Raw genomic sequence first — 26009 nt, 5'->3', positions numbered from 1 at the left:
AATCTCTGCGGGGGCTTTATGTTTTTAAAAGCAAAAAACACTGCACCGTCTCGCCTGCCCATCAACCGAACATTCCAACTCCGAGATAGGGCGGAAAAACGCAAAATTAGAATCACTGGCTAGGCGCTCAGCAGCCACATGTGGCATGTCTGGCTATAGCTGTATTGTCCCAGTGAAACCCTGCTCAGGTGTTAACCTTAAAAGGGGCGACACATGAGTGCGGAGATGAAAGACGAAATCAAGCGCCGGACGGCCAAGCGCAAGAGCGCGTTGGTGTGATGGAGCTCCTGCAGGGCAAGACGACGGTGGCCGAGCTGTGGCCTGGATCAAACGCTAAGACGTTCCGCCGGCGCAGGGTGTCCAGCAGGACAGCCAGAGCGAAGAGATCCGGCACCTCAAGGCGGAGTTGCGTCGGATAACTGAAGAGCGCGACATCTTAAAAAGGGCCGCCGCGCACTTTGCCAGGCAGTCCGGGTGATGTATGCGTTCATTCAGGCCCACGAGGATCGCCACCCGGTGCGGCGCCTGTGTGCTGTGCTGGCGGTCCATCACAGCGGTTACTATGCATGGCGCCGGCAGCCCCATTCACCGCGCAGCCAAGACGACCGACGCGTGAGCGCTCTCGCACATCAACCTGGCTCGAGAGCGGGCGGGTCTATGGCTACCGCAAGGTCTGCAACGATCTGCGCGAGCGCTGTGGCAAGCACCGGGTGGCCCGGCTAATGCGCCAGGCCGGCCGGAAGTCCCAGACGGGCTACACACGTCGGCCTGGGTTTCGCAGCGGAAAGCCGGCTGTAGTGGCACCGAACCACCTGAAGCGGGCGTTCGACGTCGCCGAGCCCAACACGGCGTGGGTGACCGACATCACTTACATCCGAACCCACGAAGGGTGGCTGTATCTGTCGGTGGTGCTCGATCTGTTCTCACGCCAGATCGTCGGCTGGTCGATGGGCGAGCGGATGACCCGGGAGCTAGCCATCGGCGCCTTGCTGATGGCCGTCTGGCGTCGAAAACCCTTGCAGGTGCCTCGTCTTGCTCAGCGAGCAAAAAATGACCAATTCATTAAATGCAACGATTAATCTTTCAGCCTTTGCTGCGGGGAGCAAGGTGCGTCCGAGATCTACGTGAAGAATCTGTTTCCGCAGCTTGACCCGGGCAAGGTTTGCTGGGTCATGTGCTGCTGTCTCTGCAAAAAATTGAGTATCAACCGCGACGCATGGCGTCAAAGAACTCGTTGTTATTCTTCGTTGCCTTGATCTTGTCGAGGAGGAACTCCATTGCGTCGATGTCATCCATGCCGTAAAGGAGTTTACGAAGAACCCAGACTTTCTGGAGCACATCCGCTTTGAGAAGGAGCTCTTCGCGACGAGTGCCGGATCGGTTGACGTTGATCGCAGGGTAAACGCGCTTTTCAGCCATACGGCGATCCAGGTGGATTTCCATATTGCCGGTGCCTTTGAATTCCTCGTAAATAACGTCATCCATGCGGCTGCCTGTATCGATAAGAGCAGTTGCGATGATCGTCAGAGAGCCGCCCTCTTCGATATTTCGGGCAGCCCCGAAGAAGCGCTTCGGCTTCTGCAAGGCATTGGCATCAACGCCGCCGGTCAGGACCTTGCCTGAGGCTGGAACAACGGTGTTGTATGCCCGTGCCAAGCGAGTCAGGGAATCCAGCAGGATAACGACATCTTTCTTGTGTTCGACAAGGCGCTTTGCCTTTTCAATCACCATTTCGGCCACTTGTACGTGCCGAATGGCCGGTTCGTCGAACGTTGAGGCAACGACTTCGCCCTTTACCGAGCGCTGCATTTCCGTGACTTCTTCGGGACGCTCGTCGATCAGCAGGACGATTACGACGACATCGGGATGGTTCGAAGTAATCGAGTGTGCGATGTGTTGAAGCATCACAGTTTTGCCACTCTTCGGCGGGGCAACCAGAAGCCCTCGCTGCCCCTTGCCGATCGGGGAGATCATGTCGATCACCCGGGAGGTGATGTTCTCCTCTCCACGAATATCCCGCTCCAGCTTCAGGCACTGATTGGGATGAAGAGGGGTCAGGTTTTCGAAGAGGATTTTGTGCTTAGAGGCTTCTGGGGGCTCGAAATTTACTTTATCGACCTTGACCAGCGCGAAGTACCGTTCTCCGTCTTTGGGCGTACGAATCTCGCCTTCGACAGTGTCGCCGGTGTGGAGATTGAATCGCCGGATCTGGCTGGGGGAGACATAGATGTCATCGGTGCCTGCCAGATAGGAGGTGTCTGGTGAGCGAAGGAAACCAAAGCCGTCAGGCAATACTTCCATGACCCCATCACCGTAGATGGGCTCGCCCTTTTTGGCGCGATTCTTGAGAAGTGCGAAAACGAGCTCTTGCTTGCGCAGGCGATTGGCGCCCTCGATTTCGTTGGCAATGGCCATTTCAAGCAATTGGCCAACATGGAGGGACTTCAGCTCCGAGAGTTGCATGGCGGGCAGCGGTGAGGGGAGATGTGGGGAGTAAAAGACCTAGGATGTGACAGAGCTGTCACGATTTGTGCAGCGGCTGGATACCGGAACTGCACCTTGATGCCAGAACGGTTATTACATTCGTTCTGGCATCGACGAGGATTTTTCTAACTTAACCTGATTTAGAGGTGACTGTCAATGAACGCTGCCAACTGGGACTTCGATAGCGCGCCGACCTTGGTGGCCTCGATGTTGCCACCCTTGAAAAGCATGAGGGTCGGAATGCCGCGAATGCCGTACTTGGCCGGGGTGTCCTGATTCTCGTCAATGTTCAGCTTCGCTACTTTGAGCTTGCCCTCGTATTCTTTGGCGACTTCGTCGAGGATGGGCGCGATCATCTTGCACGGGCCACACCATTCCGCCCAATAGTCCACGAGCACAGGGCTGGCGGACTGGAGTACCTCTGCCTCAAAGTTGGAGTCAGTGACATAGTGGATGTGTTCGCTCATGATGCCTCGTACATTCGGGGTTGGGGGTGTTGCAGGCGATGTAAGGCAGCGCATTGGGGCTGCGAGGCCTACACAACTGGATGATGGTGATGATCATGCTAGCGAATCTTGCTTTGCAAGAAAAGCGTTTTTCTCGCCAGTTCGGCTAAATTGTGATAAAGCAATCGGCTGCAAGATTTCCGCGTTCTTTGATGGTTGGGAGGCCGAGGAGGTGCGGCAGGAGCTTCCGCTGTGGCGAATGGAGTATATTTCGGCCCCTGAACCATTTATGGCAAGACTTGGTGCTGCGAGGTATCTCCGCGAGTGCCAACGCCAAGACATACAGGAGCACACGCCCATGGCCTATGTTGTTACCGAGAACTGCATTCGTTGCAAGTACACCGACTGCGTTGATGTTTGCCCGGTGGATTGCTTCCGGGAGGGACCCAATTTCCTCGTGATCGATCCGGAGGAGTGCATCGACTGCACGCTGTGCGTAGCGGAGTGCCCCGCTGAGGCAATCTACGCAGAGGATGACGTGCCAGTGGATCAGCAAGGGTTCATCGCGCTCAACGCAGAGTTGGCTTCGCAGTGGACGCCGATTGTCGAACGCAAGGATCCTCCCGCGGATGCGGACCAGTGGCGTGGCGTCAAGGATAAGCTGAAGTTTCTGGAGCGCTGACGCCCCTCGGTGTAGAAGGCCCGGCAGCCTGAATTGAAAATGGACAGTGTCTGGTTAGTGGGTGATATGTAAGGGAAGGCCCTGATCCCCGCGGACTTTTCGCTGTCCCTGCAATCGAATACCATCGCCTGCAGTAACCATTTTCAGGCGCATGAGCGCTATCCATAGGAACGAAAAAATGCTGGTCAGTGAAATCCTCGCGATCAAGGGCAAGGTACTTTTTACCATTGCACCCAACAAAGCGCTGTCCGAGGCCGTCGCCATCATGACGGAGCAGGATGTTGGGTCTTTGGTGGTGTTCGATAAAGGACGCATGGCGGGTTTGCTGACTTTTCGGGAGGTTTTGCTCGGCACCCAGAAAGCGGGAGCTGCTTGGCAGGAACTACCGGTTGCAGATGCAATGCTGACGACTCCCGTTGTGGCTGCGCCGAACATGGAAATGGACGAACTCCGCAGGCAGATGGTGGAGCACCATCAGCGATACCTCCCCGTTATGGATGACGCGGTGTTGCTTGGGGTGGTGTCGTTCCATGATGTGGCGAAAGCGGTGCTGGAAGAGCAGAGTTTCGAGAATCGGATGCTGAAGAACTACATCCGCAATTGGCCTGCCGAGGAAGACCAGGCGTGACGGGCGAGCTGATGCTGTATCGCATGTAACCGGGGTTTTGGGCTGAAGGGGGGCTCGGAAAGGTCCGTCCTCCTCGGAGGCTGCTGGGGGTACGACAGGTGGCGGGCGCGGCGTGTTGGGAGCCACCTCTTGCAAGCCGTCAAAGGGCTCTGGATGGCGGAGCCTAGTAGATGGGCAAGGTTCCCTCTGCCAGATGTCTGATGCGGCCAAGGAGGCAAGGTGGACAAGATCTGGCTGAAAAGCTACCCGCCAGGCGTTCCGGCTGAGATCGACACGAGCGAGTTTTCATCGCTTGTCGATCTGTTTGACCGGAGTGTCGGAGCCTTCGGTGCGCAGGTCGCATACATGTGCATGGGGCGCTCCATGAGTTATGCGGAGCTGGATCGTTATTCCCGTGATTTTGCGGCATACCTGCAGTGCGAAGTAGGCTTGATCAAAGGTGCGCGTGTCGCGCTGATGATGCCGAACTGCCTTCAATACCCCGTAGCCATGTTTGGCGTGTTGAGGGCGGGGTGCGTGGTGGTGAACGTAAACCCTTTGTACACTGCCCGCGAGCTTGAGCATCAATTGCGTGATGCGGGCTGTGAGGCGATTGTCATCGTCGAGAATTTTGCCCACACGCTCCAGGATGTGGTGGCACGTACCTCTGTGCGCCATGTGGTCGTGACGGGATTGGGGGATCTGCTGGGTTTCCCGAAGTCGGCGGTGGTGAATTTTGTCATTCGCCACGTGCGGAAAATGGTTCCGCCTTGGCGTGTGCCGGGCTACCAGAAGTTCAATGCGGCACTTGATCGTGGGAGAGGCCATGACCTACAGGCTGTGCCTGTTAGTCATGATGACCTCGCATATCTCCAGTACACGGGTGGAACAACTGGGGTCGCAAAAGGGGCGATGCTGACGCATGGTAATGTCGTCGCAAACCTGCTGCAGGCTCATGCGTGGATAAGCCCTTATGTGAAGGTGGGCGAGGAACTCATCATCACGGCCTTGCCGCTTTACCATATCTTTTCTCTCACCGCGAACTGCCTGACTTTCCTAAAGATCGGTGCAGCCAATGTCCTCATCACCAATCCTAGGGACATACCGGGCTTTGTCGCGGAGTTGGGGCGCCATCGCTTTACCGTCATTACAGGTGTCAATACCCTCTTCAACGCGCTTCTGAATGATCCCGGGTTCGCCAAGCTGGACTTTTCGGCCTTGAAGATTGCCCTCGGTGGCGGCATGGCCGTGCAGCAGAGCGTGGCAGATCGATGGAAGGTCGTGACCGGAAAACCGCTGGCGGAGGCGTACGGCTTGACCGAGACGTCCCCGGCGGTCTGTATCAATCCGCTCGACTTGCCCGCGTTCAATCACTCTATCGGTTTGCCGATTTCATCAACGTCTATAAGTCTCCGAGACGACGAGGGCAGGGAGGTGGCTCCTGGCGAGGCCGGCGAATTGTGTGTGAAGGGACCACAAGTGATGAAGGGGTATTTCGGGCGGCCAGAGGATACCGCTCGTGCCTTCACGTCGGATGGATTCCTGCGGACCGGAGATGTGGCAACCATCGACCCAGAAGGCTTTGTGCGAATCGTTGACCGGAAGAAGGACATGATTTTGGTCTCCGGTTTCAACGTTTATCCGAACGAAGTAGAGGATGTAGTTGCGAGTCATCCCGGTGTGATGGAAGTTGCCGCCCTCGGAGTCCCTGACGGGCATTCGGGCGAGGCAGTGAAGATCTTCGTCGTGAGAAAGGATCCGAACCTGACTGCAGAGGCTCTCATCGAACACTGCAGGGCCGGGTTGACGGGTTACAAAGTTCCTCGCTTCGTGGAGTTCCGCGAGTCATTGCCGAAGAGCAATGTGGGCAAGATTCTTCGGCGTGCCCTGCGGGATTCTGGTTAGGCCCATGATTGAGTTGCAAAAAAGGCTTGTGTTTTAGCCTGGATGTGAAGAATAATTGTCGAGTAGTCTTGTATATGACCTTATGAGCCCGATCACTCGTTCCCTTCCTGTCGACGTAGTCGTAGTAGTACGCGTAGTAAGCGTAGGTGCACGCGCGTCGTAAGGGTCCGTAGGTAATCGGTAAAGAATTTTCAGACCCCCGCCGGCGCGCAACCGGCGGGGGTTTTTGTTTTTTGTCCCTCGGCCCGGAATGTCGTACGGCTCCCAAAGCCTCAAGGAGAATTTTGATGATGCAAATGACTGGAGCGGACCTTATCGTGAAGCTGCTCGAGCGGCAGGGTGTTAGCACTATTGCCGGTGTTCCGGGTGGTGCGGCACTGCCGATGTATGACGCACTGTCCAAGAGTGAGCAGATTCACCATGTGCTCTGTCGTCACGAGCAAGGGGCCGGTTTTATTGCCCAGGGTATGGCGCGGGTGTCCGGTCGGCCGGAGGTCTGTTTGGCCTCAAGCGGCCCGGGCGCTACCAATCTGATCACGGCGATTGCCGATGCTAAGTTGGATTCGATCCCCATTATCGCGCTGACCGGGCAGGTGCCCTTGTCGATGATCGGTACCGACGCCTTCCAGGAGGTGGATACCTACGGGCTGACTATTCCGATCACAAAGCACAATTTCCTGGTCCGCTCCGCGAAGGAGCTGCTGACGGCGATTCCGGCGGCCTTCCGTATCGCCATGTCCGATCGGCCGGGGCCGGTGCTGGTGGATGTGCCCAAGGACGTGCAGAACCAGATGGTCAGCTTCGAGGAATACCCCGACGTGGTGGTGCCCGATGCCGCGCCGAGCTTCGATCTTGGTGCCATTGAGGAAATTGCCAAGATGATCGAGGCTGCCGAACGCCCCGTGCTCTATCTGGGGGGCGGTGTGATCCATTCCGGTGCGTCCCAGCTCGCGGTGAACTTGGCTGAACAGGCGTCCCTGCCCACCACGATGACGCTGATGGCGCTCGGTGCGATGCCGATGGATCATCCGCTGTCCCTCGGCATGCTGGGCATGCATGGCGCGCGCTATACCAACTATGTGCTGGAAGAAGCCGATCTGCTGATCTGTGTAGGGGCCCGCTTCGATGATCGTGCGATCGGCAAGACGGCCGAGTTCTGCCCGAACGCCAAGATCATCCACATCGACATTGATCGCTCCGAGTTGCATAAGGTGAAGACGGCTCATGTGGCAATCGCCGGTGATGTGGGGCAGGTTCTGTCTGAATTGCTGCCGCGCGTGAAGCCCCAGCTGCGCAAGCGCTGGTTGTCTCATGTCGAGAGCCTGAAGAGCCGTTTCCCGCTGGCCATGCCGGGCGTGGACAATCCTCGTTCGCCCTATGGCCTCATCCATGCGGTTGCAAACAGTCTGGACGACAGCGCGATCATTACCAGCGATGTGGGGCAGCACCAGATGTGGGTTGCACAGGCCTACCCATTCCGCCGTGCCCGCCAGTGGCTCAACTCGGGTGGCCTTGGCACCATGGGTTTTGGTTTTCCGGCGGCGATCGGTGCGGCGCTCGCAGAGCCCGAACGTACGGTGGTTTGTTTCTCGGGCGATGGCAGCCTGAAGATGAACATCCAGGAAATGGCGACGGCGGCCCAGGAAAACGTCAATGTGAAGATCGTTCTGTTCAACAACCAGTCCCTTGGGCTGGTGCATCAGCAACAGAATCTCTTCTACGGCAAGCGGATCATGGCTTCCCGCTATGAGCGCCCGACCGACTTCCTGAAGATCGCCGATGGCTTCGGCATGCGGGCTGTCGATCTGGATCCGGCGCCCAATCCCCGTGCCGTGCTGGCCGAGGCGCTTAATACGCCGGGGCCTTGCCTCATTCACGCAACCATCGACCCGAACGAATTCGTCTACCCCATGGTGCCGCCGGGTGCCGCCAACTCCGAGATGATCGGCTAAACCCGAGGAGAGAATACGATGTCCGAACAAAACACCAATCTTTCCGAATACATCCCCGATGTGCCTGAACATACGGGCTTCAAGAAGGTCGTTCTCGAGCTGGGCGTGGCCAACCATCCCGGGGTGATGAGCCACATCTGCGGGCTGTTCGCCCGCCGTGCCTTCAACGTGGAAGGTATCCTGTGCATGCCGGTGGGCTCCGGGGAGACCAGCCGAATCTGGCTGCTCATTTTCGAAGATGAGCGTTTGGCCAAAATGATTCGGCAGGTCGAAAAGCTCGAGGATGTGCTCTACGTGAATCAGCATGATGGCGAGCACCCCGTGTTCAGCCGACTCGACGAGTTCTTCAAGTAAGTCTCGTCCTTTTCCGTCGCCGGCCTGGTGCCGGCGGCGTGCTAGACTCCGCCGCCTTGCTTGCCTAGTCTTTAATCTCCTGTCTCCGCGAGTCTTCCCATGTCCGGTAATACCCTTGGTACGCTTTTCTGCGTCACTTCCTTTGGTGAATCCCATGGCCCCGCCATCGGTTGTGTGGTCGATGGTTGTCCTCCGGGATTGAAGATCAGCGAGGCTGATATCCAGGCCGAACTGGACCGGCGCAAGCCGGGTACCTCCCGGCATGTGACCCAGCGCCGGGAGCCGGATGAGGTTGAAATCCTGTCCGGTGTCTTCGAAGGGGTTACGACTGGAACCCCGATTGCGCTGCTGATTCGTAACCAGGACCAGCGTTCCAAGGACTACGGAAACATCGCCGAGAGTTTTCGTCCGGGGCATGCAGACTATGCCTACTGGCAGAAATATGGGATTCGCGACTACCGCGGCGGCGGTCGTTCGTCCGCCCGTGAGACTGCTGTTCGCGTGGCGGCTGGCGCAATCGCTCGCAAGTGGCTGCAGGAGCGCTATGGGGTGGTGATCCGTGGTTACATGGCTCAGCTTGGGCCGGTCGATATCCCCTTTGTCTCCTGGGATGAGGTCGATGGCAACGCATTTTTTGCTCCCAATCAGTCCATCGTTCCGCAGCTTGAAAGTTATATGGACGATCTGCGCAAGTCCGGTGATTCGGTTGGCGCGCGGATAAATGTCGTTGCGACCGGTGTTCCCGTTGGCTGGGGCGAGCCTGTCTTCGATCGCCTCGATGCAGACATCGCTTACGCGATGATGAGCCTCAACGCCGTGAAAGGGGTGGAGATCGGAGCGGGTTTTGCCAGCGTGGCCCAGCTTGGAACGCAGCATTCAGATGAAATGTCGCCGGAGGGTTTCCTGTCGAACAATGCGGGGGGGGTTTTGGGTGGTATTTCGACTGGGCAGGACGTGTTTGTTAGCATGGCCATCAAGCCCACGTCCAGCACCCGTCTCGATCGGCACTCCATCAACAAGGCCGGAGAGCCCGTGGTCGTCAATACCCATGGCCGGCATGATCCCTGTGTCGGCATTCGTGCTACGCCGATTGCGGAGGCCATGCTGGCCATCGTGCTGATGGATCATGCCTTGCGCCATCGCGCACAAAATGGGGATGTGGAGTGTTCCACGCCGAAGGTTGCTGGGCTGGCGCCTGCTGGTGTGCAAACCGTTCCATCCCCGGGCCGTAAGGCTTGACCGTAGTCAACGGTGTTCTCTAGGGCGCGGCGTAGAGTGGTTCTCACCTGATATCGAGAATTTATCAACAGGTGGGAGCCACTGTATGGAGCAACATGATCTTAAGCACGAGTTTCCCGAGTATCACGAGCAGATTCACGCTTTGAAGATGTCGGACGGGCGTTTCTCCCGCCTCTTCGACGAGTATCACGATGTCAATCGCCATGTCGTACGTGTCGAGGTCAATGCCGAGTTGGCTACGTCCGTGCAACTTGAGGAGTTGAAGAAGCGTCGTCTGAAACTGAAGGATCAACTGCACGAATTGCTGAAGACGTCCGCGCTCACCTGAGCTAGCGAATCCGGCAAATGGAGAGAGCGCTTTCGGGCGCTCTTTTGCTTGGTAGTTACTGCTCTCCCTGCACTTATTCGATGATTCCTTACTGGCGCCTGTCCGGCTACTATTTCTTCTACTTCGCCTTTGTCGGCGCCTTTTCTCCATACTTTGGCCTTTACCTGCAGTCTATCGGAAGTTCTGCGGCCGAGATTGCGGTGCTGATGTCCCTGATGTCGGTCATGCGGACACTGGCCCCGACGCTTTGGGGATGGCTGGCCGACCGTTTCGGGATGCGCGCGCCGATCGTGCGCTTGTCGGCGGCCTTGTCAGTGCTAGGGTTCTCAGGTTTTCTGCTCAGTACCGCGTACGGCGCCTTGTTCGCGAGCATGGCCTTTCTGGCGTTCTTCTGGAGTGCGGCACTGCCGCTGGTTGAAACCCTCACTTTCGCGCATCTGGAGGGGCAGGCGAGTCGCTACGGCAGCATCCGGGTGTGGGGCTCCGTCGGCTTCGTTCTGGCGGTGCTGGCGCTTGGCTATCTACTCGACGAGATGCCGATCAAGGGCTTGCTGTGGGTCACGCTGGGCATTCTCGGGGGGATTCTGGTGTGTGCCATGATGATTCCCGAGGTTCACAAGGTGCGGGAGGGTGTTACCTCTGTTTCCCTGGGGAGCATTCTGCGGCGTCCCGAGGTACGCGCGCTATTGACCGCCTGTTTCTTCATGTCGGCGGCCCATGGCGCTTTATACGTCTTCTATTCGCTGCATCTGGTTGCTCATGGATACAGTAAGACGCTGGTGGGCTGGATGTGGACCCTGGGCGTCCTGGCAGAGATCCTGGTGTTCATGGGTATGCCCCAATTGCTACGGTCTTTTTCCCTGCGTACGCTACTGATCTTCAGTTTTGCGGCTGCGGTTCTTCGGTTCGTGATGATCGGCTGGGGCGCCGACTCGCTGGTTGTTCTGGTGTTCGCCCAGTTGCTGCACGGAGCAACCTTCGGTTCCTATCATGCTGCTGCGGTGGCAGCTGTGAATCGCTGGTTTGGTGCCAGACATCAGGCACAAGGGCAGGCGCTTTACGGAAGCATTTCCTTTGGCGCTGGTGGGGTGCTTGGCGGCTTAATCAGCGGCTATACATGGGAGGTCGTTGGTGCCGGCTGGACTTATACCCTTGCGTCCCTGTTCGCCCTGATGGGCCTGGTGGTCTTGGCTCGCGGGTGGCGGGATCGTTTGGTTGTCGGGGTGGTCTGACACGCTGTTGAACAGGATATTGAGAGCAGGATGAGAACGGGTTTCGGGTGCTTGCGCAAGTTGTGTGCTGCCGTCTTTGTTGTCGCCGGCCTGGCTGCCTGCCAGTCCGTACAGACTACCCATTCCGGAGCGGTTGGGGTGGAGCGGCGGCAAATGATGATGGTTTCATCGCGGGAGATGGAGCAGGCCTCGTCCCAGAGTTACCAGAAGATCATTCAGGAAGCCTCCCAGAAAAATGCCTTGAACCGGGACCGGGAAGAGGTCGAGCGCGTGCGTGCGGTAGCCCAGCGCCTGATTCCGGTGACGGGTATCTTCCGTCCCGATGCGCCGGCCTGGAAATGGGAGGTGAACGTGCTGAGCTCGAAGGAGCTCAACGCCTGGTGCATGGCCGGGGGGAAGATCGCTTTCTATTCCGGAATCATCGAGCGCCTTGATCTGACCGATGACGAAATCGCCGCGATCATGGGGCACGAGATTTCCCATGCGCTGCGTGAGCATGCGCGAGAGCGAGCGTCACAGGCCATGGTGACCAACATTGGAGTCAGCGTACTCGGGGCCGCTCTTGGTGTGGGCCGGGCCGGGACTGACTTAATGGGTAGCGTGGCGAAGGTCAGTTTTGAGCTGCCCAATAGCCGTGAGCATGAGACCGAGGCGGACCGTATGGGGGTCGAGTTGGCCGCGCGAGCAGGCTATGACCCGCGGGCTGCCATCAGCCTTTGGCAGAAAATGGCCAAGGTCTCCAACGGTGGCCAGCCCCAGTGGCTGTCGACCCATCCGTCGAATGAAACCCGCCAGCGTGACCTGAGCGAGTACGCTGCTCGTGTGATGCCCCTTTACGAGCAAGCTACTCAGCACGCAAGGCCTGTGAAATAATTAAAGTTTTTCCGCCCTCAGCTCTACTTCGCCCATGCAAGCGCAAACGCTTTACGAAAAATTGTGGTCGAGCCACGTGGTGCACGTCGAGGATGACGGCACGGCGCTGATCTACATCGACCGTCATCTCGTTCACGAAGTCACAAGCCCGCAGGCCTTCGAAGGCCTCAAGCTGGCCGGGCGCAAGCCGTGGCGCGTGAACTCCATCGTAGCGACGGCCGACCACAACACTCCGACTGATCACTGGGAAATGGGCATCCAGGACCCGGTTTCCCGTCAGCAGGTCGAGACCCTGGACAGCAACATCCGTGAAGTCGGTGCGCTGGCCTACTTCCCGTTCAAGGACGAGCGGCAGGGCATCGTGCACGTCATCGGACCTGAAAACGGCGCTACGCTGCCGGGCATGACCGTGGTGTGTGGTGATTCGCACACTTCGACCCACGGTGCGTTCGCCTGCCTGGCCCACGGCATCGGCACCTCCGAAGTCGAGCACGTGATGGCGACCCAGTGCCTTCTGCAGAAAAAGTCCAAGACGATGCTCGTGCGCGTTGACGGCGTGCTGGGCGCGGGTGTGACCGCCAAGGATGTGGTTCTGGCCATCATTGGTCGCATCGGCACTGCCGGTGGTACCGGCTACGCTATCGAGTTCGGTGGCAGCGCGATCCGCAGCCTGACGATGGAAGGTCGCATGACCGTCTGCAACATGGCGATCGAAGCGGGGGCTCGCGCCGGTCTGGTAGCGGTGGACGAGCAGACCATCGCCTACCTGAAGGATCGCCCGTTCTCGCCGCGCGGCGAAGTGTGGGATCGCGCCGTCGAGTACTGGCGTACCCTGCATTCCGATGACGGCGCCCATTTCGACGCAGTCGTCGCACTCGACGCCGCGCAGATCAAGCCGCAGGTGACCTGGGGCACCTCGCCCGAGATGGTCGCCCCGATCGACGGGATCGTTCCAGATCCGGCGCTTGAGAAAGATCCGGTCAAGCGCGAGGGCATGGAGCGTGCGCTGCAATACATGGGCCTCACCCCGCGGACGCCGATCAAGAACGTCGCCATCGACAAGGTCTTTATTGGTTCCTGTACCAATTCGCGTATCGAGGACTTGCGGGCTGCAGCTCACGTCGCACGTGGTCGCCGCAAGGCTGATAGCGTGAAGCAGGTGCTGGTGGTGCCGGGCTCTGGTCTCGTCAAGCGCCAGGCCGAGGCTGAAGGGCTCGACAAGATCTTCATCGCCGCCGGCTTCGAATGGCGTGAGCCGGGGTGCTCCATGTGTCTGGCCATGAATGCGGATCGGCTGGAGCCGGGTGAGCGCTGCGCATCCACATCCAACCGCAACTTCGAAGGGCGTCAGGGCGCTGGTGGTCGTACCCACCTGGTGAGCCCGGCCATGGCGGCTGCCGCGGCGATTGCCGGGCATTTCGCCGACGTCCGTGAGCTGGCCTGAGCGTCCGGAGATACTGCGTTATGCGTAAATTTGCCGCAGTGCTCGGTGCATTTGTCGTCGTGCTGCTGAGCGGTTGCAATACCGTTCAGGGCATTGGCAAGGATATTGAAAAGGGTGGCGAAGCCATCCAGAAGGCGGTCAAGTAATGAATCCCTTCCGTAGACTCGACGGTCTCGTGGCGCCGATGGATCGCGCCAACGTTGATACCGACGCAATCATCCCGAAGCAGTTCCTCAAGTCGATCAAGCGCAGCGGCTTCGGCCCCAACCTGTTCGACGAATGGCGTTATCTGGACGTCGGCCAGCCTGGCCAGGACTGCTCCACGCGTCCGAAAAACCCGGACTTCGTGCTAAACCAGCAGCGTTATCAAGGCGCGCAGGTTCTGCTCGCCCGTGACAACTTCGGTTGCGGCAGTTCGCGTGAGCATGCGCCTTGGGCGCTGGAGGATTTCGGCTTCCGCGTGATTCTCGCGCCAAGCTTCGCCGATATCTTCTACAACAACTGCTTCAAGAACGGCCTGTTGCCGATCAAGCTGTCGGCTTCGGAAATGGACGCGCTGTTCGCGCAGTGCTCCGAGACGGTCGGCTATCGCCTGACGGTGGATCTCGAAGCGCAGACCATTACTCGCCCCGATGGCAAGGTGATCCCCTTCGACGTGGATGCCTTCCGCCGCGAGTGCCTGCTCAATGGCTGGGACGATATCGGCCTGACCTTGCGCCATGCCGACAAGATCCGGGAGTTTGAGGCGCGTCGGCGTATCGACCAACCCTGGCTTTTTGCCTGATCGCCGACTGGCGTCCCTGTAACGAATTCGATTTAGAGAATGACGATGAAGATTTGTGTTCTGCCCGGTGATGGCATTGGCCCCGAAATCATGGAGCAGGCGCTGCGCGTGCTCGAGGCGCTGCGCGGTGATGGTTTCGACTTCGTGGCCGAGAAGGCCCTGATCGGTGGTTGTGCTGTCGATGCCACCGGTACGCCGTACCCCGAGGCAACCAGCAAGCTGGCCAAGGAAGCAGACGCGATTCTGCTGGGCGCCGTGGGCGGCCCGCAGTGGGACTCTCTGCCGCGTGAGCAGCGTCCCGAGCGTGGCCTGCTGGCCATCCGCAAGGAGCTCAACCTGTTCGCCAACCTGCGTCCGGCCATTCTTTACCCGGAACTGGCCAACGCCTCCACGCTGAAGCCCGAAGTGGTGTCTGGCCTGGATATCCTGATCGTGCGTGAACTGACTGGTGATATCTACTTCGGTCAGCCCCGTGGCATTCGTGAGGAAAACGGCGAGCGCGTTGGTTTCAATACGATGGTGTACTCGGAATCCGAGATCCGCCGTATCGGCAAGGTGGCCTTTGAGGCGGCCCGCAAGCGCGGCAAAAAGCTGTGCTCAGTGGACAAGATGAACGTGCTTGAATGTACCCAACTGTGGCGCGATGTGATGATCGAGCTGTCGGCCGACTACCCGGATGTCGAGCTGTCCCACATGCTCGTGGATAACGCTGCGATGCAACTTGTGCGTGCACCGAAGCAGTTCGACGTGATGGTGACCGGCAACATGTTCGGCGACATCCTGTCGGACGAGGCCTCCATGCTTACCGGGTCCATCGGCATGCTGCCCTCGGCCTCCCTCGATGCCAATAACAAAGGCCTCTATGAGCCCAGTCATGGTTCCGCACCGGATATCGCCGGCAAGGGGCTGGCCAATCCGCTGGCAACCATCCTTTCGGCGGCGATGATGCTGCGATACACCTTCAACCTGGAGGCACAAGCTGCTCGCATCGAAACGGCCGTGAAGAAGGTGCTGGCTGCCGGTTATCGCACTGGTGATATCTATGAGGCGGGTACCCGGCGCGTGGGCACCAAGGAGATGGGCGACGCAGTCATCGCGTCCCTCTGAGCACAAGAAGACAATTCAAGCCTGATTGGGGATCAATATGAAAAAAGTAGGTCTGGTTGGCTGGCGCGGGATGGTCGGTTCCGTGCTCATGCAGCGCATGCGCGAGGAAAACGACTTTGCTCTGATCGAGCCGGTGTTCTTCACCACGTCCAATCCGGGGGGCAAGGCACCCAATTTCGGCAAGGAAGCCCCGGCACTGAAGGATGCCAAGAGCATTGACGAGCTGAAGGGCCTGGACATCATCATCACCTGCCAGGGTGGTGATTACACCAACGAGGTGTATCCGAAGCTGCGTGCTGCCGGCTGGAATGGCCACTGGATCGACGCTGCCTCCTCCCTGCGGATGGACCCCCGTGCCGTGATCATTCTTGATCCGGTGAACCAGAACGTCATCAAGGATTCCCTGGGTAAGGGCGGCCGTGACTGGATCGGCGGTAACTGTACCGTGTCCCTGATGCTGATGGCTCTGGGTGGCTTGTTCCAGCGCGACCTCGTCGAGTGGGCAACCTCCATGACCTACCAGGCCGCCTCTGGCGCCGGTGCTCAGAACATGCGTGAGCTGCTGACCCAGATGGGCGAGCTGAACCGTTCGGTCAAGGAGCTGCTGGACGACCCGGCCTCCGCGATCCTCGACATCGACCGTGAGGTTGCGGGCACGATGCGCGACGACGCATTCCCGGCGTCCAACTTTGGTGTGCCGCTGGCGGGCTCCCTGATCCCTTGGATCGACAAGGATCTGGGTAATGGCCAGTCCAAGGAAGAGTGGAAGGGCGGCGTCGAAACCAACAAGATCCTCGGCCGTGGCGAAGGCTTTGGTACGCCGGTGGTGCCCATCGACGGCCTTTGCGTGCGCATCGGTGCAATGCGCTGCCATAGCCAGGCTCTGACCCTGAAGCTGAAGAAGGATATCCCGATCGACGAGATCGAAGGTATGCTGGCCAGCGCCAATGACTGGGTCAAGGTAGTGCCGAATCAGCGTGAGGCATCTGTGCGCGACCTGACGCCGACTGCGGTAACGGGGACTTTGACCGTGCCGGTCGGTCGTCTGCGCAAGTTGGCGATGGGGGGTGAGTACCTGTCCGCCTTCACCGTGGGTGACCAGCTCTTGTGGGGAGCGGCCGAGCCGCTGCGTCGCATGCTGCGTATCCTGCTCGAAGACTGATCCCTGTTGATCGGTAGTCCAGATGCCGTTCCGCAATAGTGGAACGGCATTTTTTTTGAGGCTTACGGGATACAAGCGGGCCGTGCCCCGGCGGCTCAAGGCCTGGAAACGGGATGCCTCGTTGCTGTATAGCCGCACCGGGCTCGGGGTAAGGACTTCAAAAACGGCTTGAACTTGCCACTCCAAACCCATGATGTTATGTTCATCAATAACTTGATTCTAATGATCAGCCTTCGTGCATAAGAACCCTGTGAATAGCCGGCTAAAGCTTACCCTGCTTGCCGCGTCCATCAGCGCCCTGTCCCTTGGAGCCAACGCGGCGGGTCTAGGGCGGATCACGGTCCTGAGTGGCCTGGGGCAGCCTCTGCGGGCCGAAGTTGAGGTGGCAGCGACCCCCGAAGAACTCCAGAACATGACGGCGCGGCTCGCATCGGCGGAGGCTTTCCGGCAGGCTGGCGTCGATTACGCTCCTTCCATCAATGGCCTGCGTATGGCGATAGAGCGCAGGGGAGGGGGCGCTGTCGTGAGGGTTAGCAGTGACAGGCCCATCAACGAGCCCTTCGTCGACATGCTGGTCGAGCTGAACTGGGCTGCGGGTCGGCTGATCCGCGAGTACACCTTCCTGCTGGATCCGCCTGACACTGGCGCAGGGCGTCGTGCCGTGCCTGTAGCTGCTCCTGAGATCCGCTCCAGCGTGGCGGCCACGCGTGCCGAGGTTCCAGCTGCGCGTCGTCCGTTGCCGGCAGGCCGCGCGGCTCGGGAAAGTGGGGCGGCTGGTCGTACTTACATGGTCAAGCCCGGAGATACGCTGCACCGGATTGCGGCTGACAACCGTCCCGATGGTGTTTCGATGGAGCAGATGCTAGCGGCCTTGTTCCAGGGCAATCGCTCCGCCTTCGATGCCAATGACGTCAATCGCTTGCAGGCTGGAAAGATCCTGCGTATTCCCGATGCAGAGACGGCGCGTCAGCTCGCTGGCGGTGCAGAGCGTGGGCAGCTGGTCGGCAAGTCTGCCGATTTCGGGCGTTACCGGCAGAAACTGGCAGAACAAGCTGCGAATGTGCCGGCTAAGGAAACGCCCGCCCGCCAAGGGGCTGGGGGGCGGATTGGTGCGAAGGTGGATGACCGCGCGGTGATGGCCGGCGGCACTACCGACCAGCTTAAGGTTTCGAAGGGTGATGAAGGTCGCACGGGGGCCGTCGGTGGAGACAAGTCCGGGGCGCGCCTGCAGGCGCTGGAAGAGGATCTGGTTTCCCGCGACAAGGCACTGAAGGAAGCAAACAATCGGCTCGCAGATCTCGAAAAGAGCATCAAGGAGCTCCAGCGACTGGTGGAATTGAAGAGCCAGGGGCTGGCGTCCACAGCCGAGCAAGCCAAGCCGGCTGCACCGGCTGCTGCCGCCCCTGTCGAGGCGCCGGCCAGCGCGCAGGTCAATCCTCCCGCGCCGGAAGCTGCTAAGCCTGAGCCTGAGAAAGTGCCGGATTCCATTCCGGAAGCCAAGCCTGTGTCGCCGGCTGCTCCGCCGCTCCCCGCGCCGACGCAGGCCAAGCCTGCGGAGGCTGCGCCTCAGGCGGAGTCTTCCGAAGATCTCTCCCTGGTGATGGGGGGCGGTGGGATTCTCGCGCTGCTGCTGGGCTGGGGGGGCTACAAGCTTTATCAGCGCCGCCGCGCCCAAGTCGCACCGACGACGACTTCTGCGCTCTCGGAATTTGGGGAGGGTTCCAATTCCGTATTCGGCAGTTCGGGTGGGCAAAGCGTGGATACCGGCAGCAGCAGCCAGATCCAGACCGATTTCAGCCAGTCTGGCTTGTCCTCGATCGATACCGACGAAGGTGTCGACCCGGTGGCCGAGGCCGATGTGTACATGGCGTATGGCAGGGATGCCCAGGCGGAGGAGATCCTGCTGGATGCCCTTAAGACGGACCCTGGCCGCACCGGTGTTCATCTGAAGCTGCTCGAGATTTATGCCCAGCGCAAGAATCTGAAGCAGTTCGAAACGACGGCGACCGAGCTCTATTCGCTGACGGGCGGGAATGGGCAGGACTGGGAAAAGGCCGCCGCCCTCGGGCGCAAGGTGGATCCTGACAGCCCCCTGTACCGCATTCCGACGCCTGGGGCGGTGTCCAGCGCCGGCGTGGCTGCTGCGCCAGGTCCGCAGACTGTTGCTCCAATTTCGACGGGTTTCGTGTCGGCTCAATCGGCGTCGGCCCAGAGCCGCGCGCCTGAGCCCGCGCCCGTGCCGACCGCTGCAACCGGGCACGAAGATCCGTTGGAGTCGCCTTCCCAGCTCAAAGACACCTGGGCGCTGCCTGGTGAGCTAAACCAGTATGCCAGCCTCGAGGACATTGGTCGGGTTGCACCCGCAGCAGCGTCGGATGCGCCGGCTGTTACTCCGGATGTTGGGGTACTTGATTTCGACCTGGATTTGAATGCCGACGCAGGTGCAGGGCAGGAGTCGCATGCCAGCGAAGGGGCTTCGCCGACGGCCAGTGCCCTGGATTTCGATCTCGGCTTTGACCACGAGCCGGCGGCTGCACAGACCACGCAGATGGTGGGGGATCGCATGCCGGCAAGTCTCGAGGCAACGTCGACGCGTCCCCAGCGGTTGAGCGACGACTTCAGTCTGCCTGATCCGAGTGACCTGGATTTCGAAATCAGCTCGGAGTTTGGTGAGCACAAGCTCGAGCCAGCCATGGATGCGACTGTAAATGTCGATCTGACTGCGACCCTCGCCGATGAAGCGCTGCGTGATGAGGCAGGGGCGGCTACGATGGATCTCGAGAAGACCAGTTTCGACAGCAGTCTGCTGGACTTCGATTTCGAGCTGGACGAGAAGCTGGACGACAAGATGTCGGAGACGCGTCCTTTTGAGCCGGTGGTCGATCTGAACTCCATTGATCTTGATCTGCCTTCAGCTGCTGATAACGAGCTTGAACTTCCGGACGCGGGGCCGCCTACCGAGCCGCCGCTGGATCTGGAACTGCAGCAGGAGGTGGCGACCAAGCTCGAACTCGCTCGCGCTTACGAAGAAATGGGCGACAAGGATGGCGCGCGTGAGCTGGTGGAAGAGGTTTTGCGGGAAGGTAGTGCTGAGCAGAAGGACGAGGCGCGCAAGATTCTCGCCCGCCTTTCCTGATTTTCTGAAGTTAGCTCCATGAAGCTAAGATGATTGGATTGCACCCGGCGACGCGACTTGTCGCCTGGGCTGCGCTGGTAGTTCTAGCGCAATTGGCCCGAGGTCCCTGGTTATGGGGCCTCGGGCTTATTGTTCTTGTAGTGGCTGTTTTATTTTCCCGGCATCGTGCGTGGCGGCTCATCAAGCGGGTGAGAGTGCTGTTGTTGGTGTTGTGTGTGCTGTTTGCGCTGTTCACCCCGGGGGAGCTGGTCGTTCCGCTTCTCGGTAGTGCGGGACCCACGCAGGAGGGTTTGGGAGCGGCCTTCGCGCACTGTGTCCAGCTTCTGGTGGTGGTGCTCCTGGTGGCGGTCTTGCTGGAAACGACACGGGAGCAGGATCTGGTGGCGGGCCTGATGGTGCTGAGCAGACCTCTGCGCGGGCTGGGTTTGCCGGTGGATCGACTTGCGGTGCGCGTGTTGCTGGTCTTTCGCTATGTGGAGCGTCCTCCTGTGGGGGGGTGGAGAGCATTGCTTGTGCACGAGGACGTGACGCCCGTCGCGGAGAACCTGCGTATACGGATGTTTCCGCTGCGCTGGTGGGATGGAATCGTAGGCTTTGGAGTGGTGGTGTTGATTTTGTTGGGAGCTGTTCGTTGAGGATCGCAATAGGTGTCGAGTACGCCGGCAATGCATTTCTGGGTTGGCAGACCCAGCCCCATGGGCGGACGGTTCAGGATGCGCTGGAGCGGGCGCTGGCGATCATTGCCCAGCATCCGGTGGCGCTGGTCTGCGCCGGGCGAACGGATACAGGGGTGCACGGCAGTATGCAGGTTGCGCATTTCGATACCACGGCCAAGCGTCCCATCGAGGCGTGGGTGCGTGGCGTCAACAGCCATCTGCCAGTGAGCGTTGGTGTTCTGTGGGCGGTCGAGGTGGATGAAGAGTTTCACGCACGCTTCAGCGCGGAGTCCCGTCACTACCGCTACGTCTTGCTCAACCGGCGGGTTCGTCCCAGTCTGCTTGAGGGGCGCGTCGGCTGGATTCATGGCGACTTCGATGTGGATAGGATGGTGCGGGCCGCGGAGTGTTTGATCGGGACTCATGACTTCACATCGTTCCGGGCTGCTGAATGCCAGGCCAAATCGCCGGTGCGGCAGATGCATTCGGTGCGGATCCAGCGTGCGGGGGAGGTCGTTCTGTTTGACTTCCATGCGAATGCTTTCCTGCATCACATGATCCGCAATCTTGTGGGTTCCCTCGTTTATGTTGGGCTCGGGCGCAAGTCCGTTGAATGGATGGCAGAATTGCTTGCGGAGCGGGACCGGACCCAGGCTGCGCCGACGTTCGCGCCTGGTGGCCTCTACTTGGCTGGGGTCGAGTATCCCGATCGGTGGCCCTTGCCCGGCGGGGGGCGTATCATCGCGCCTCCCCAACTTCTCGTGCCATGAACGCCATGCATCGTACCCGCATCAAGATCTGTGGTCTGACTCGGGAAGAAGACGTTCTCGCGGCCGTCAATGCTGGCGCGGACGCCATTGGCTTCGTTTTCTACCCCCCCAGCCCACGTTTCGTCTGCTTCGAGCGGGCGGCTGAGTTGGCTCGTCTCGTGCCGCCCTTCGTGACGGTGGTTGGCCTGTTCGTCAATGCCGAGCGCAGCTACATTGAGGCTGCCAAGGCGGCGGTGCCGCTTCAGGTGCTGCAGTTCCACGGTGATGAGTCCGAGAGTCAGTGCCTTGGCTTCGGTCTGCCCTACATCAAGGCGGCGCGGATGCGGCAGGGTCTTGATCTGCTAAAATACGCGGCTTGTTACCCCGGCGCCCAGGGTTTGCTCCTTGATGCCTTTGTCGAAGGCTATGGCGGTGGGGGTGAGACTTTTGACTGGTCGCTGATTCCTTCCGGGCTACCCGTGCCCCTGATCCTGTCCGGTGGGTTGCACGCGGGCAATGTGACGGAAGCCGTGCGGCGCGTCCGGCCTTGGGCCGTTGATGTGTCCAGTGGCGTGGAAGCGGCGAAGGGCGTCAAGGACGCCGCCAGAATTACCGAATTTGTTGCCGGAGTTCGACATGCACATGGCTGATGCCCCTTACGATCTACCCGATGCGCGCGGCCATTTTGGTCCCTATGGCGGCGTGTTCGTCGCGGAAACCCTTATTCCGGCGCTGAGTGAGCTGCGCCAGGCCTACGAAGAGGCTCAACGGGATCCGGCTTTCATGGCCGAGTACGCTTACGAGCTGAAGCACTACGTCGGGCGTCCGAGCCCGATCTACCATGCCAAGCGCTGGTCCGAGTTGCTGGGCGGCGCCCAGGTCTACCTGAAGCGGGAAGATCTCAACCATACCGGCGCTCACAAGGTCAATAACTGTATCGGCCAGGCCATGTTGGCGCGTCGGATGGGCAAGCCGCGGGTGATTGCCGAGACCGGTGCCGGGCAGCACGGCGTGGCAACGGCCACGGTGGCGGCCCGTTACGGCATGGAGTGCGTTGTGTACATGGGCTCGGAGGACGTGCGCCGCCAAGCTGCCAACGTGTACCGCATGAAGCTGTTGGGTGCCACAGTGGTGCCTGTGGAGAGCGGTTCCAAGACCCTCAAGGACGCACTCAACGAAGCGATGCGTGACTGGGTCACCAATATCGGCGATACCTTCTACATTATCGGTACGGTCGCCGGGCCGCATCCCTATCCGATGATGGTGCGCGATTTCCAGAAGATCATCGGTGAAGAGTGCATCGAACAGATGCCGGAGATGGTCGGTCGCCAGCCGGACTACGTGATCGCCTGTGTGGGCGGCGGCTCCAACGCAATGGGGATCTTCTACCCCTATATCAATCAGAAGGACGTGCGCCTCGTCGGCGTCGAGGCGGCCGGCAGCGGCATCGAGACGGGCATGCACGCGGCTTCCCTGTCGGCCGGACGTCCCGGCGTGCTGCACGGAAACCGGACTTACCTCCTGCAGAGCGAAGATGGGCAGATCATCGAGACGCATTCGATTTCGGCGGGTCTGGATTACCCCGGCGTCGGTCCTGAGCATGCGTGGCTCAAGGACATCGAGCGCGCCGAGTATGTCGGCATCACTGACGCGGAGGCCCTGAAGGCGTTCCACGACCTTTGCCGCTTCGAGGGGATCATTCCGGCACTGGAGTCGTCCCATGCCCTGGCCTATGCTGCCAAGCTGGCGCCGACGCTGCCGAAGGACAAGGTCTTGCTGGTCAATCTTTCCGGCCGTGGCGACAAGGATATGCATACCGTCGCCGAGAAGTCTGGTATCCAGTTCTAACCTCTTCACAGCCTTGCCGGCCCAGGTCGGCGAGGCTGCTGATCATTCGTACCCATTCATGTCCAGAATTCAACGAACCTTCAAGCGCCTGGAGGGCGAAGGCCGCAAGGCGCTCATCCCCTTCATCACGGCTGGCGACCCTGCTCCCGAGATGACCCTGCCGCTGATGCAGGCACTCGTGGCGGGCGGCGCCGATGTCATCGAGCTTGGTGTCCCGTTCTCCGACCCGATGGCCGACGGGCCGACCATTCAGCGTGCGTCCGAAAGGGCGCTGGCGGCTGGTATGAGCCTGCGCAAGGTGCTGGAGATCGTGCGCAGCTTCCGGGCGACGGGGGATGAGACCCCGATCGTGCTGATGGGCTACGCCAACCCGATCGAGGCGATGGGGCTGGAGACTTTCACCCGTGCAGCCACGGCTGCGGGCGCCGATGGTGTACTGGTAGTGGATTATCCGCCGGAAGAATGCCAAGGCTTTGCCGAGACTTGTCGTGCGGCTGGCCTCGACCCGATTTTCCTGCTGGCCCCGACGTCTACCGAGAAGCGCTTTGCCGATGTGGCGGCAGCCGGTAGCGGCTATATCTACTACGTGTCCCTGAAGGGCGTTACGGGTTCGGCGACGCTCGATCTGGATGAGGTTGCCCGGCGTATTCCCGTCATCCGGGAGAAGGTCGGTATGCCGGTTGGCGTCGGCTTTGGTATCCGCGATGCGGAGACTGCTGCGCGGATTGCCGGGCTTGCCGATGCGGTTGTGATCGGCAGCCGCATCATCGAAGAGATCGAGCAAGGCGAGCGCGCCGAGGCTCCGGCTCGCGTGCAGGCGTTTATCCGCGGCATTCGTGAAGCGATCGACGCCGCAGGGGGGCAACAATGAGCTGGCTGACCAAGCTGCTGCCTCCCAAGATCAAGCGGGATACGCCGTCGGCGCGCAAGTCGATTCCCGAAGGCTTGTGGAGCAAATGTCCGTCCTGCGAGGCGGTGCTTTATCGTTCCGATCTGGAGAGCAATCTCAATGTCTGCCCGAAGTGCGGGCACCATCAACGTATTCGTGCCCGACAGCGGATCGACTTCCTGCTCGATCCGGAAGGACGTTTCGAGATCGGCGCCGAGGTCGTTCCTGTCGACCCCCTGAAGTTCAAGGATTCCAAGCGCTATCCGGATCGACTTGCTGCGGCCAACGAGGATACCGGTGAAGCTGATGCGCTGGTGGTGGTGCAGGGCGCGATCAAAACGGTGCCGGTTGTGGTGGCCTGCTTCGAGTTCGAGTTTCTCGGCGGCTCCATGGGGTCCGTTGTTGGCGAGCGTTTCGTGCGTGGCGTCAAGGCTGCGCTGGAGCAGCGCCTGCCTTTCATCTGTGCGACGGCCACCGGCGGCGCTCGGATGCAGGAGGGTTTGTTCTCGCTGATGCAGATGGCCAAGACCACGGCGGCCATTACGCGTCTCGGCGAGCGTCGCCTGCCGTTTATCACCCTGCTGACCGATCCGACCATGGGCGGTGTGTCGGCCAGCTTCGCCTTCATGGGGGATCTCGTGATCGGTGAGCCGGGTGCCCTGATCGGCTTCGCCGGCCCGCGGGTCATCGAGCAGACCGTGAGGGAGACATTGCCGGAAGGCTTCCAGCGTTCCGAGTTTCTGCTTGAGAAGGGCGCGCTGGACCTCATCATCGACCGTCGCGAACTGCGCGACCGGCTTCCTGAACTCATCACACTTCTCACCCGCCAGCCGTCCGTCGGCGGCGTCGTCTGATCCATGCAATTGCCTGAAACCCTTGAAGGCTGGCTCGGCCTGCTGGAGGCGCGTCATGGCCAGGCCATCCAGCTCGGTCTCGAGCGTGTCCGCCAGGTTCGTGATGCACTGAATCTTCCCCAGGCTTGTCCAGTCTTCACGATTGGCGGCACCAATGGCAAGGGGTCCACGTGCGCACTGCTGGAGTCCGTATTGCTGGCGGCCGGTTATCGCGTGGGGCTATACACCTCGCCGCACCTGCTGCGCTATAACGAGCGCGTGCGCATCGATGGCCTTGAGGTCGAGGATAAGGTGCTGGTCGATGCCTTTGCCGAGGTGGAGCGCGCCCGCGGCGAGACGCCCTTGACCTATTTCGAGCACGGGACGCTGGCTGCCTGGGTGGCCTTCTGTCGAGCCGGGCTGGATGCGATCATCCTTGAAGTGGGCCTCGGCGGCCGTCTCGACGCGGTTAATGTCTTCGAGCCTGACTGTGCCATCGTCACCAGCGTAGCGTTGGATCACATGGAGTTCCTGGGTAACGACCGGGAGACCATCGGCTTCGAGAAAGCCGGCATCTTCCGCGCCGGCAAGCCGGCAATCTGTAGTGACCCTATGCCCCCGGCTTCCTTGCTGGCCCATGCTGAAGCGATCGGCGCGAAGCTGCTGGTCAGTGGCCGTGATTTTGGCTTCGCCGGCGATCAGCAGCAATGGGCCTTCTGGCTGGCAGGAGGCTCCAGACGTGGGGGGCTTGCTTATCCGGCGCTGCGCGGTACGAACCAGCTGCTCAACGCGTCGGCGGTGATGGCAGCCTGCGAGTCGGTTCGTGAGATCTTGCCGGTGCCGATGCAGGCGATCCGCGAGGGCTTCATGCTTGTCGACCTGCCGGGGCGATTCCAGGTCTTGCCGGGACGTCCTTCGGTAATCCTGGATGTGGCCCACAATCCCCAGGCCGCCGGGGTGCTCAACGAAAACCTTGCGAGCATGGGTTTCTTCCCGGAAACCTGGGCGGTGATTGGCATGCTGGCTGACAAGGATGTGCCGGGTGTGATCCGTCTGCTGCGTGATCGTGTCGATCACTGGTTGGTCGCGACCCTGCCGGGGCCGCGAGGCCTTGGGGCGGAGCACCTGGCTGGTATCCTGCGCGAGGTAGGGGTGAGTGTCGACATCACTGAGTTCGCATCGCCAGGCGCAGCCTATAAAGCGGCGCGTGGTCAGGCTGCCGAGGGTGATAGAATTGTAGTCTTTGGCTCCTTCCTCACGGTAGCCGATGTTCTGGCTGTGGCCGGGGCGTCCAAATAG

The 26009-nt window shown here is 60.2% G+C and carries 24 protein-coding genes and 1 pseudogene; 23 read left to right on the top strand and 2 right to left on the bottom strand.

Translation table 11 applies throughout. The features are described from left to right. Positions 1-343: 343 nt before the first annotated feature. Positions 344-1022, top strand: a pseudogene (locus tag ACE3RX_RS07255) (IS3 family transposase); the annotation flags it as partial. 181 nt (positions 1023-1203) lie between these two features. Here the strand turns inward: ACE3RX_RS07255 and rho are convergent. Continuing rightward, entirely contained in the window at positions 1204-2463 is a 1260-nt protein-coding gene (rho, locus tag ACE3RX_RS07250; RefSeq protein ID WP_374481827.1) for a transcription termination factor Rho, read from the bottom strand. Between the two features lie 161 nt (positions 2464-2624). Further along, on the bottom strand, positions 2625-2951 hold the full coding sequence (gene trxA, locus ACE3RX_RS07245) for a thioredoxin TrxA (RefSeq protein WP_374481825.1): 327 nt from the start codon (positions 2949-2951) through the stop codon (positions 2625-2627). 337 nt (positions 2952-3288) lie between these two features. On the opposite strand from trxA, the gene fdxA reads away from it, so the two are divergent. From fdxA to folC, 22 genes are all read left to right on the top strand, one after another. Next, a complete protein-coding gene (fdxA, locus tag ACE3RX_RS07240) occupies positions 3289-3612 on the top strand; it encodes a ferredoxin FdxA (RefSeq protein WP_374481823.1) in 324 nt (107 codons plus the stop codon). 178 nt (positions 3613-3790) lie between these two features. Beyond that, positions 3791-4240: a CBS domain-containing protein gene (locus tag ACE3RX_RS07235; protein ID WP_374481821.1), complete on the top strand. Its 450-nt coding sequence runs from the start codon at positions 3791-3793 to the stop codon at positions 4238-4240. Between the two features lie 219 nt (positions 4241-4459). Further along, complete coding sequence (locus ACE3RX_RS07230; RefSeq protein WP_374481819.1) at positions 4460-6124, top strand: long-chain-fatty-acid--CoA ligase; 1665 nt, start codon at positions 4460-4462, stop codon at positions 6122-6124. A gap of 287 nt (positions 6125-6411) precedes the next feature. Next, positions 6412-8076, top strand: coding sequence for an acetolactate synthase large subunit (gene ilvB / locus ACE3RX_RS07225; RefSeq protein WP_374481817.1), 1665 nt, complete (start codon positions 6412-6414; stop codon positions 8074-8076). Between the two features lie 18 nt (positions 8077-8094). Continuing rightward, positions 8095-8430: an acetolactate synthase small subunit gene (ilvN, locus tag ACE3RX_RS07220; protein WP_374481815.1), complete on the top strand. Its 336-nt coding sequence runs from the start codon at positions 8095-8097 to the stop codon at positions 8428-8430. Positions 8431-8529: 99 nt separating this feature from the next. After that, positions 8530-9669: a chorismate synthase gene (gene aroC / locus ACE3RX_RS07215; protein ID WP_374481813.1), complete on the top strand. Its 1140-nt coding sequence runs from the start codon at positions 8530-8532 to the stop codon at positions 9667-9669. Between the two features lie 85 nt (positions 9670-9754). Further along, the gene (locus ACE3RX_RS07210; protein ID WP_374481811.1) at positions 9755-9997 is read left to right on the top strand and encodes a YdcH family protein; all 243 of its coding nucleotides are present in this window, start codon (positions 9755-9757) and stop codon (positions 9995-9997) included. Positions 9998-10077: 80 nt separating this feature from the next. Then, positions 10078-11229: an MFS transporter gene (locus tag ACE3RX_RS07205; RefSeq protein WP_374481809.1), complete on the top strand. Its 1152-nt coding sequence runs from the start codon at positions 10078-10080 to the stop codon at positions 11227-11229. A 153-nt stretch (positions 11230-11382) separates the two neighbouring features. Beyond that, positions 11383-12102 (top strand): M48 family metallopeptidase, encoded by a 720-nt coding sequence (locus tag ACE3RX_RS07200; protein WP_374481807.1) that lies wholly within the window; start codon positions 11383-11385, stop codon positions 12100-12102. A gap of 34 nt (positions 12103-12136) precedes the next feature. Continuing rightward, positions 12137-13546 carry a 3-isopropylmalate dehydratase large subunit gene (gene leuC, locus ACE3RX_RS07195; protein WP_374481805.1) on the top strand — a complete coding sequence of 470 codons (1410 nt, stop codon included), beginning with the start codon at positions 12137-12139 and terminating at the stop codon, positions 13544-13546. Positions 13547-13566: 20 nt separating this feature from the next. After that, entirely contained in the window at positions 13567-13692 is a 126-nt protein-coding gene (locus ACE3RX_RS07190) for an entericidin A/B family lipoprotein (RefSeq protein ID WP_374481803.1), read from the top strand. Further along, a complete protein-coding gene (gene leuD, locus ACE3RX_RS07185) occupies positions 13692-14330 on the top strand; it encodes a 3-isopropylmalate dehydratase small subunit (protein ID WP_374481801.1) in 639 nt (212 codons plus the stop codon). Before ACE3RX_RS07190 ends, leuD begins: the two co-directional genes overlap by 1 nt. A 45-nt stretch (positions 14331-14375) precedes the next feature. Then, a complete protein-coding gene (gene leuB / locus ACE3RX_RS07180; protein ID WP_374481799.1) occupies positions 14376-15437 on the top strand; it encodes a 3-isopropylmalate dehydrogenase in 1062 nt (353 codons plus the stop codon). A gap of 37 nt (positions 15438-15474) precedes the next feature. Beyond that, positions 15475-16599 (top strand): aspartate-semialdehyde dehydrogenase, encoded by a 1125-nt coding sequence (gene asd, locus ACE3RX_RS07175; protein WP_374481797.1) that lies wholly within the window; start codon positions 15475-15477, stop codon positions 16597-16599. A 568-nt stretch (positions 16600-17167) separates the two neighbouring features. Continuing rightward, on the top strand, positions 17168-19735 hold the full coding sequence (locus ACE3RX_RS07170; RefSeq protein WP_374481795.1) for a FimV/HubP family polar landmark protein: 2568 nt from the start codon (positions 17168-17170) through the stop codon (positions 19733-19735). Between the two features lie 29 nt (positions 19736-19764). Continuing rightward, a complete protein-coding gene (locus ACE3RX_RS07165) occupies positions 19765-20370 on the top strand; it encodes a CbiQ family ECF transporter T component (RefSeq protein WP_374481793.1) in 606 nt (201 codons plus the stop codon). Beyond that, positions 20367-21161 carry a tRNA pseudouridine(38-40) synthase TruA gene (truA, locus tag ACE3RX_RS07160; protein WP_374481792.1) on the top strand — a complete coding sequence of 265 codons (795 nt, stop codon included), beginning with the start codon at positions 20367-20369 and terminating at the stop codon, positions 21159-21161. The genes ACE3RX_RS07165 and truA overlap by 4 nt, the downstream gene beginning before the upstream one ends. A 5-nt stretch (positions 21162-21166) precedes the next feature. Continuing rightward, on the top strand, positions 21167-21790 hold the full coding sequence (locus tag ACE3RX_RS07155; protein ID WP_374481835.1) for a phosphoribosylanthranilate isomerase: 624 nt from the start codon (positions 21167-21169) through the stop codon (positions 21788-21790). Next, positions 21777-22988, top strand: coding sequence for a tryptophan synthase subunit beta (gene trpB, locus ACE3RX_RS07150; protein ID WP_374481790.1), 1212 nt, complete (start codon positions 21777-21779; stop codon positions 22986-22988). Before ACE3RX_RS07155 ends, trpB begins: the two co-directional genes overlap by 14 nt. 58 nt (positions 22989-23046) lie before the next feature. Continuing rightward, complete coding sequence (gene trpA / locus ACE3RX_RS07145; RefSeq protein ID WP_374481788.1) at positions 23047-23859, top strand: tryptophan synthase subunit alpha; 813 nt, start codon at positions 23047-23049, stop codon at positions 23857-23859. Beyond that, positions 23856-24731, top strand: coding sequence for an acetyl-CoA carboxylase, carboxyltransferase subunit beta (gene accD / locus ACE3RX_RS07140; RefSeq protein ID WP_374481786.1), 876 nt, complete (start codon positions 23856-23858; stop codon positions 24729-24731). Before trpA ends, accD begins: the two co-directional genes overlap by 4 nt. A gap of 3 nt (positions 24732-24734) precedes the next feature. Further along, on the top strand, positions 24735-26009 hold the full coding sequence (gene folC, locus ACE3RX_RS07135) for a bifunctional tetrahydrofolate synthase/dihydrofolate synthase (protein ID WP_374481784.1): 1275 nt from the start codon (positions 24735-24737) through the stop codon (positions 26007-26009).

This window comes from Zoogloea sp. (assembly GCF_041914405.1).
GTDB lineage: Bacteria > Pseudomonadota > Gammaproteobacteria > Burkholderiales > Rhodocyclaceae > Zoogloea.
Note: the sequence above shows the minus strand (reverse complement) of the source record. Positions and strands in the feature narration are given on the sequence as shown.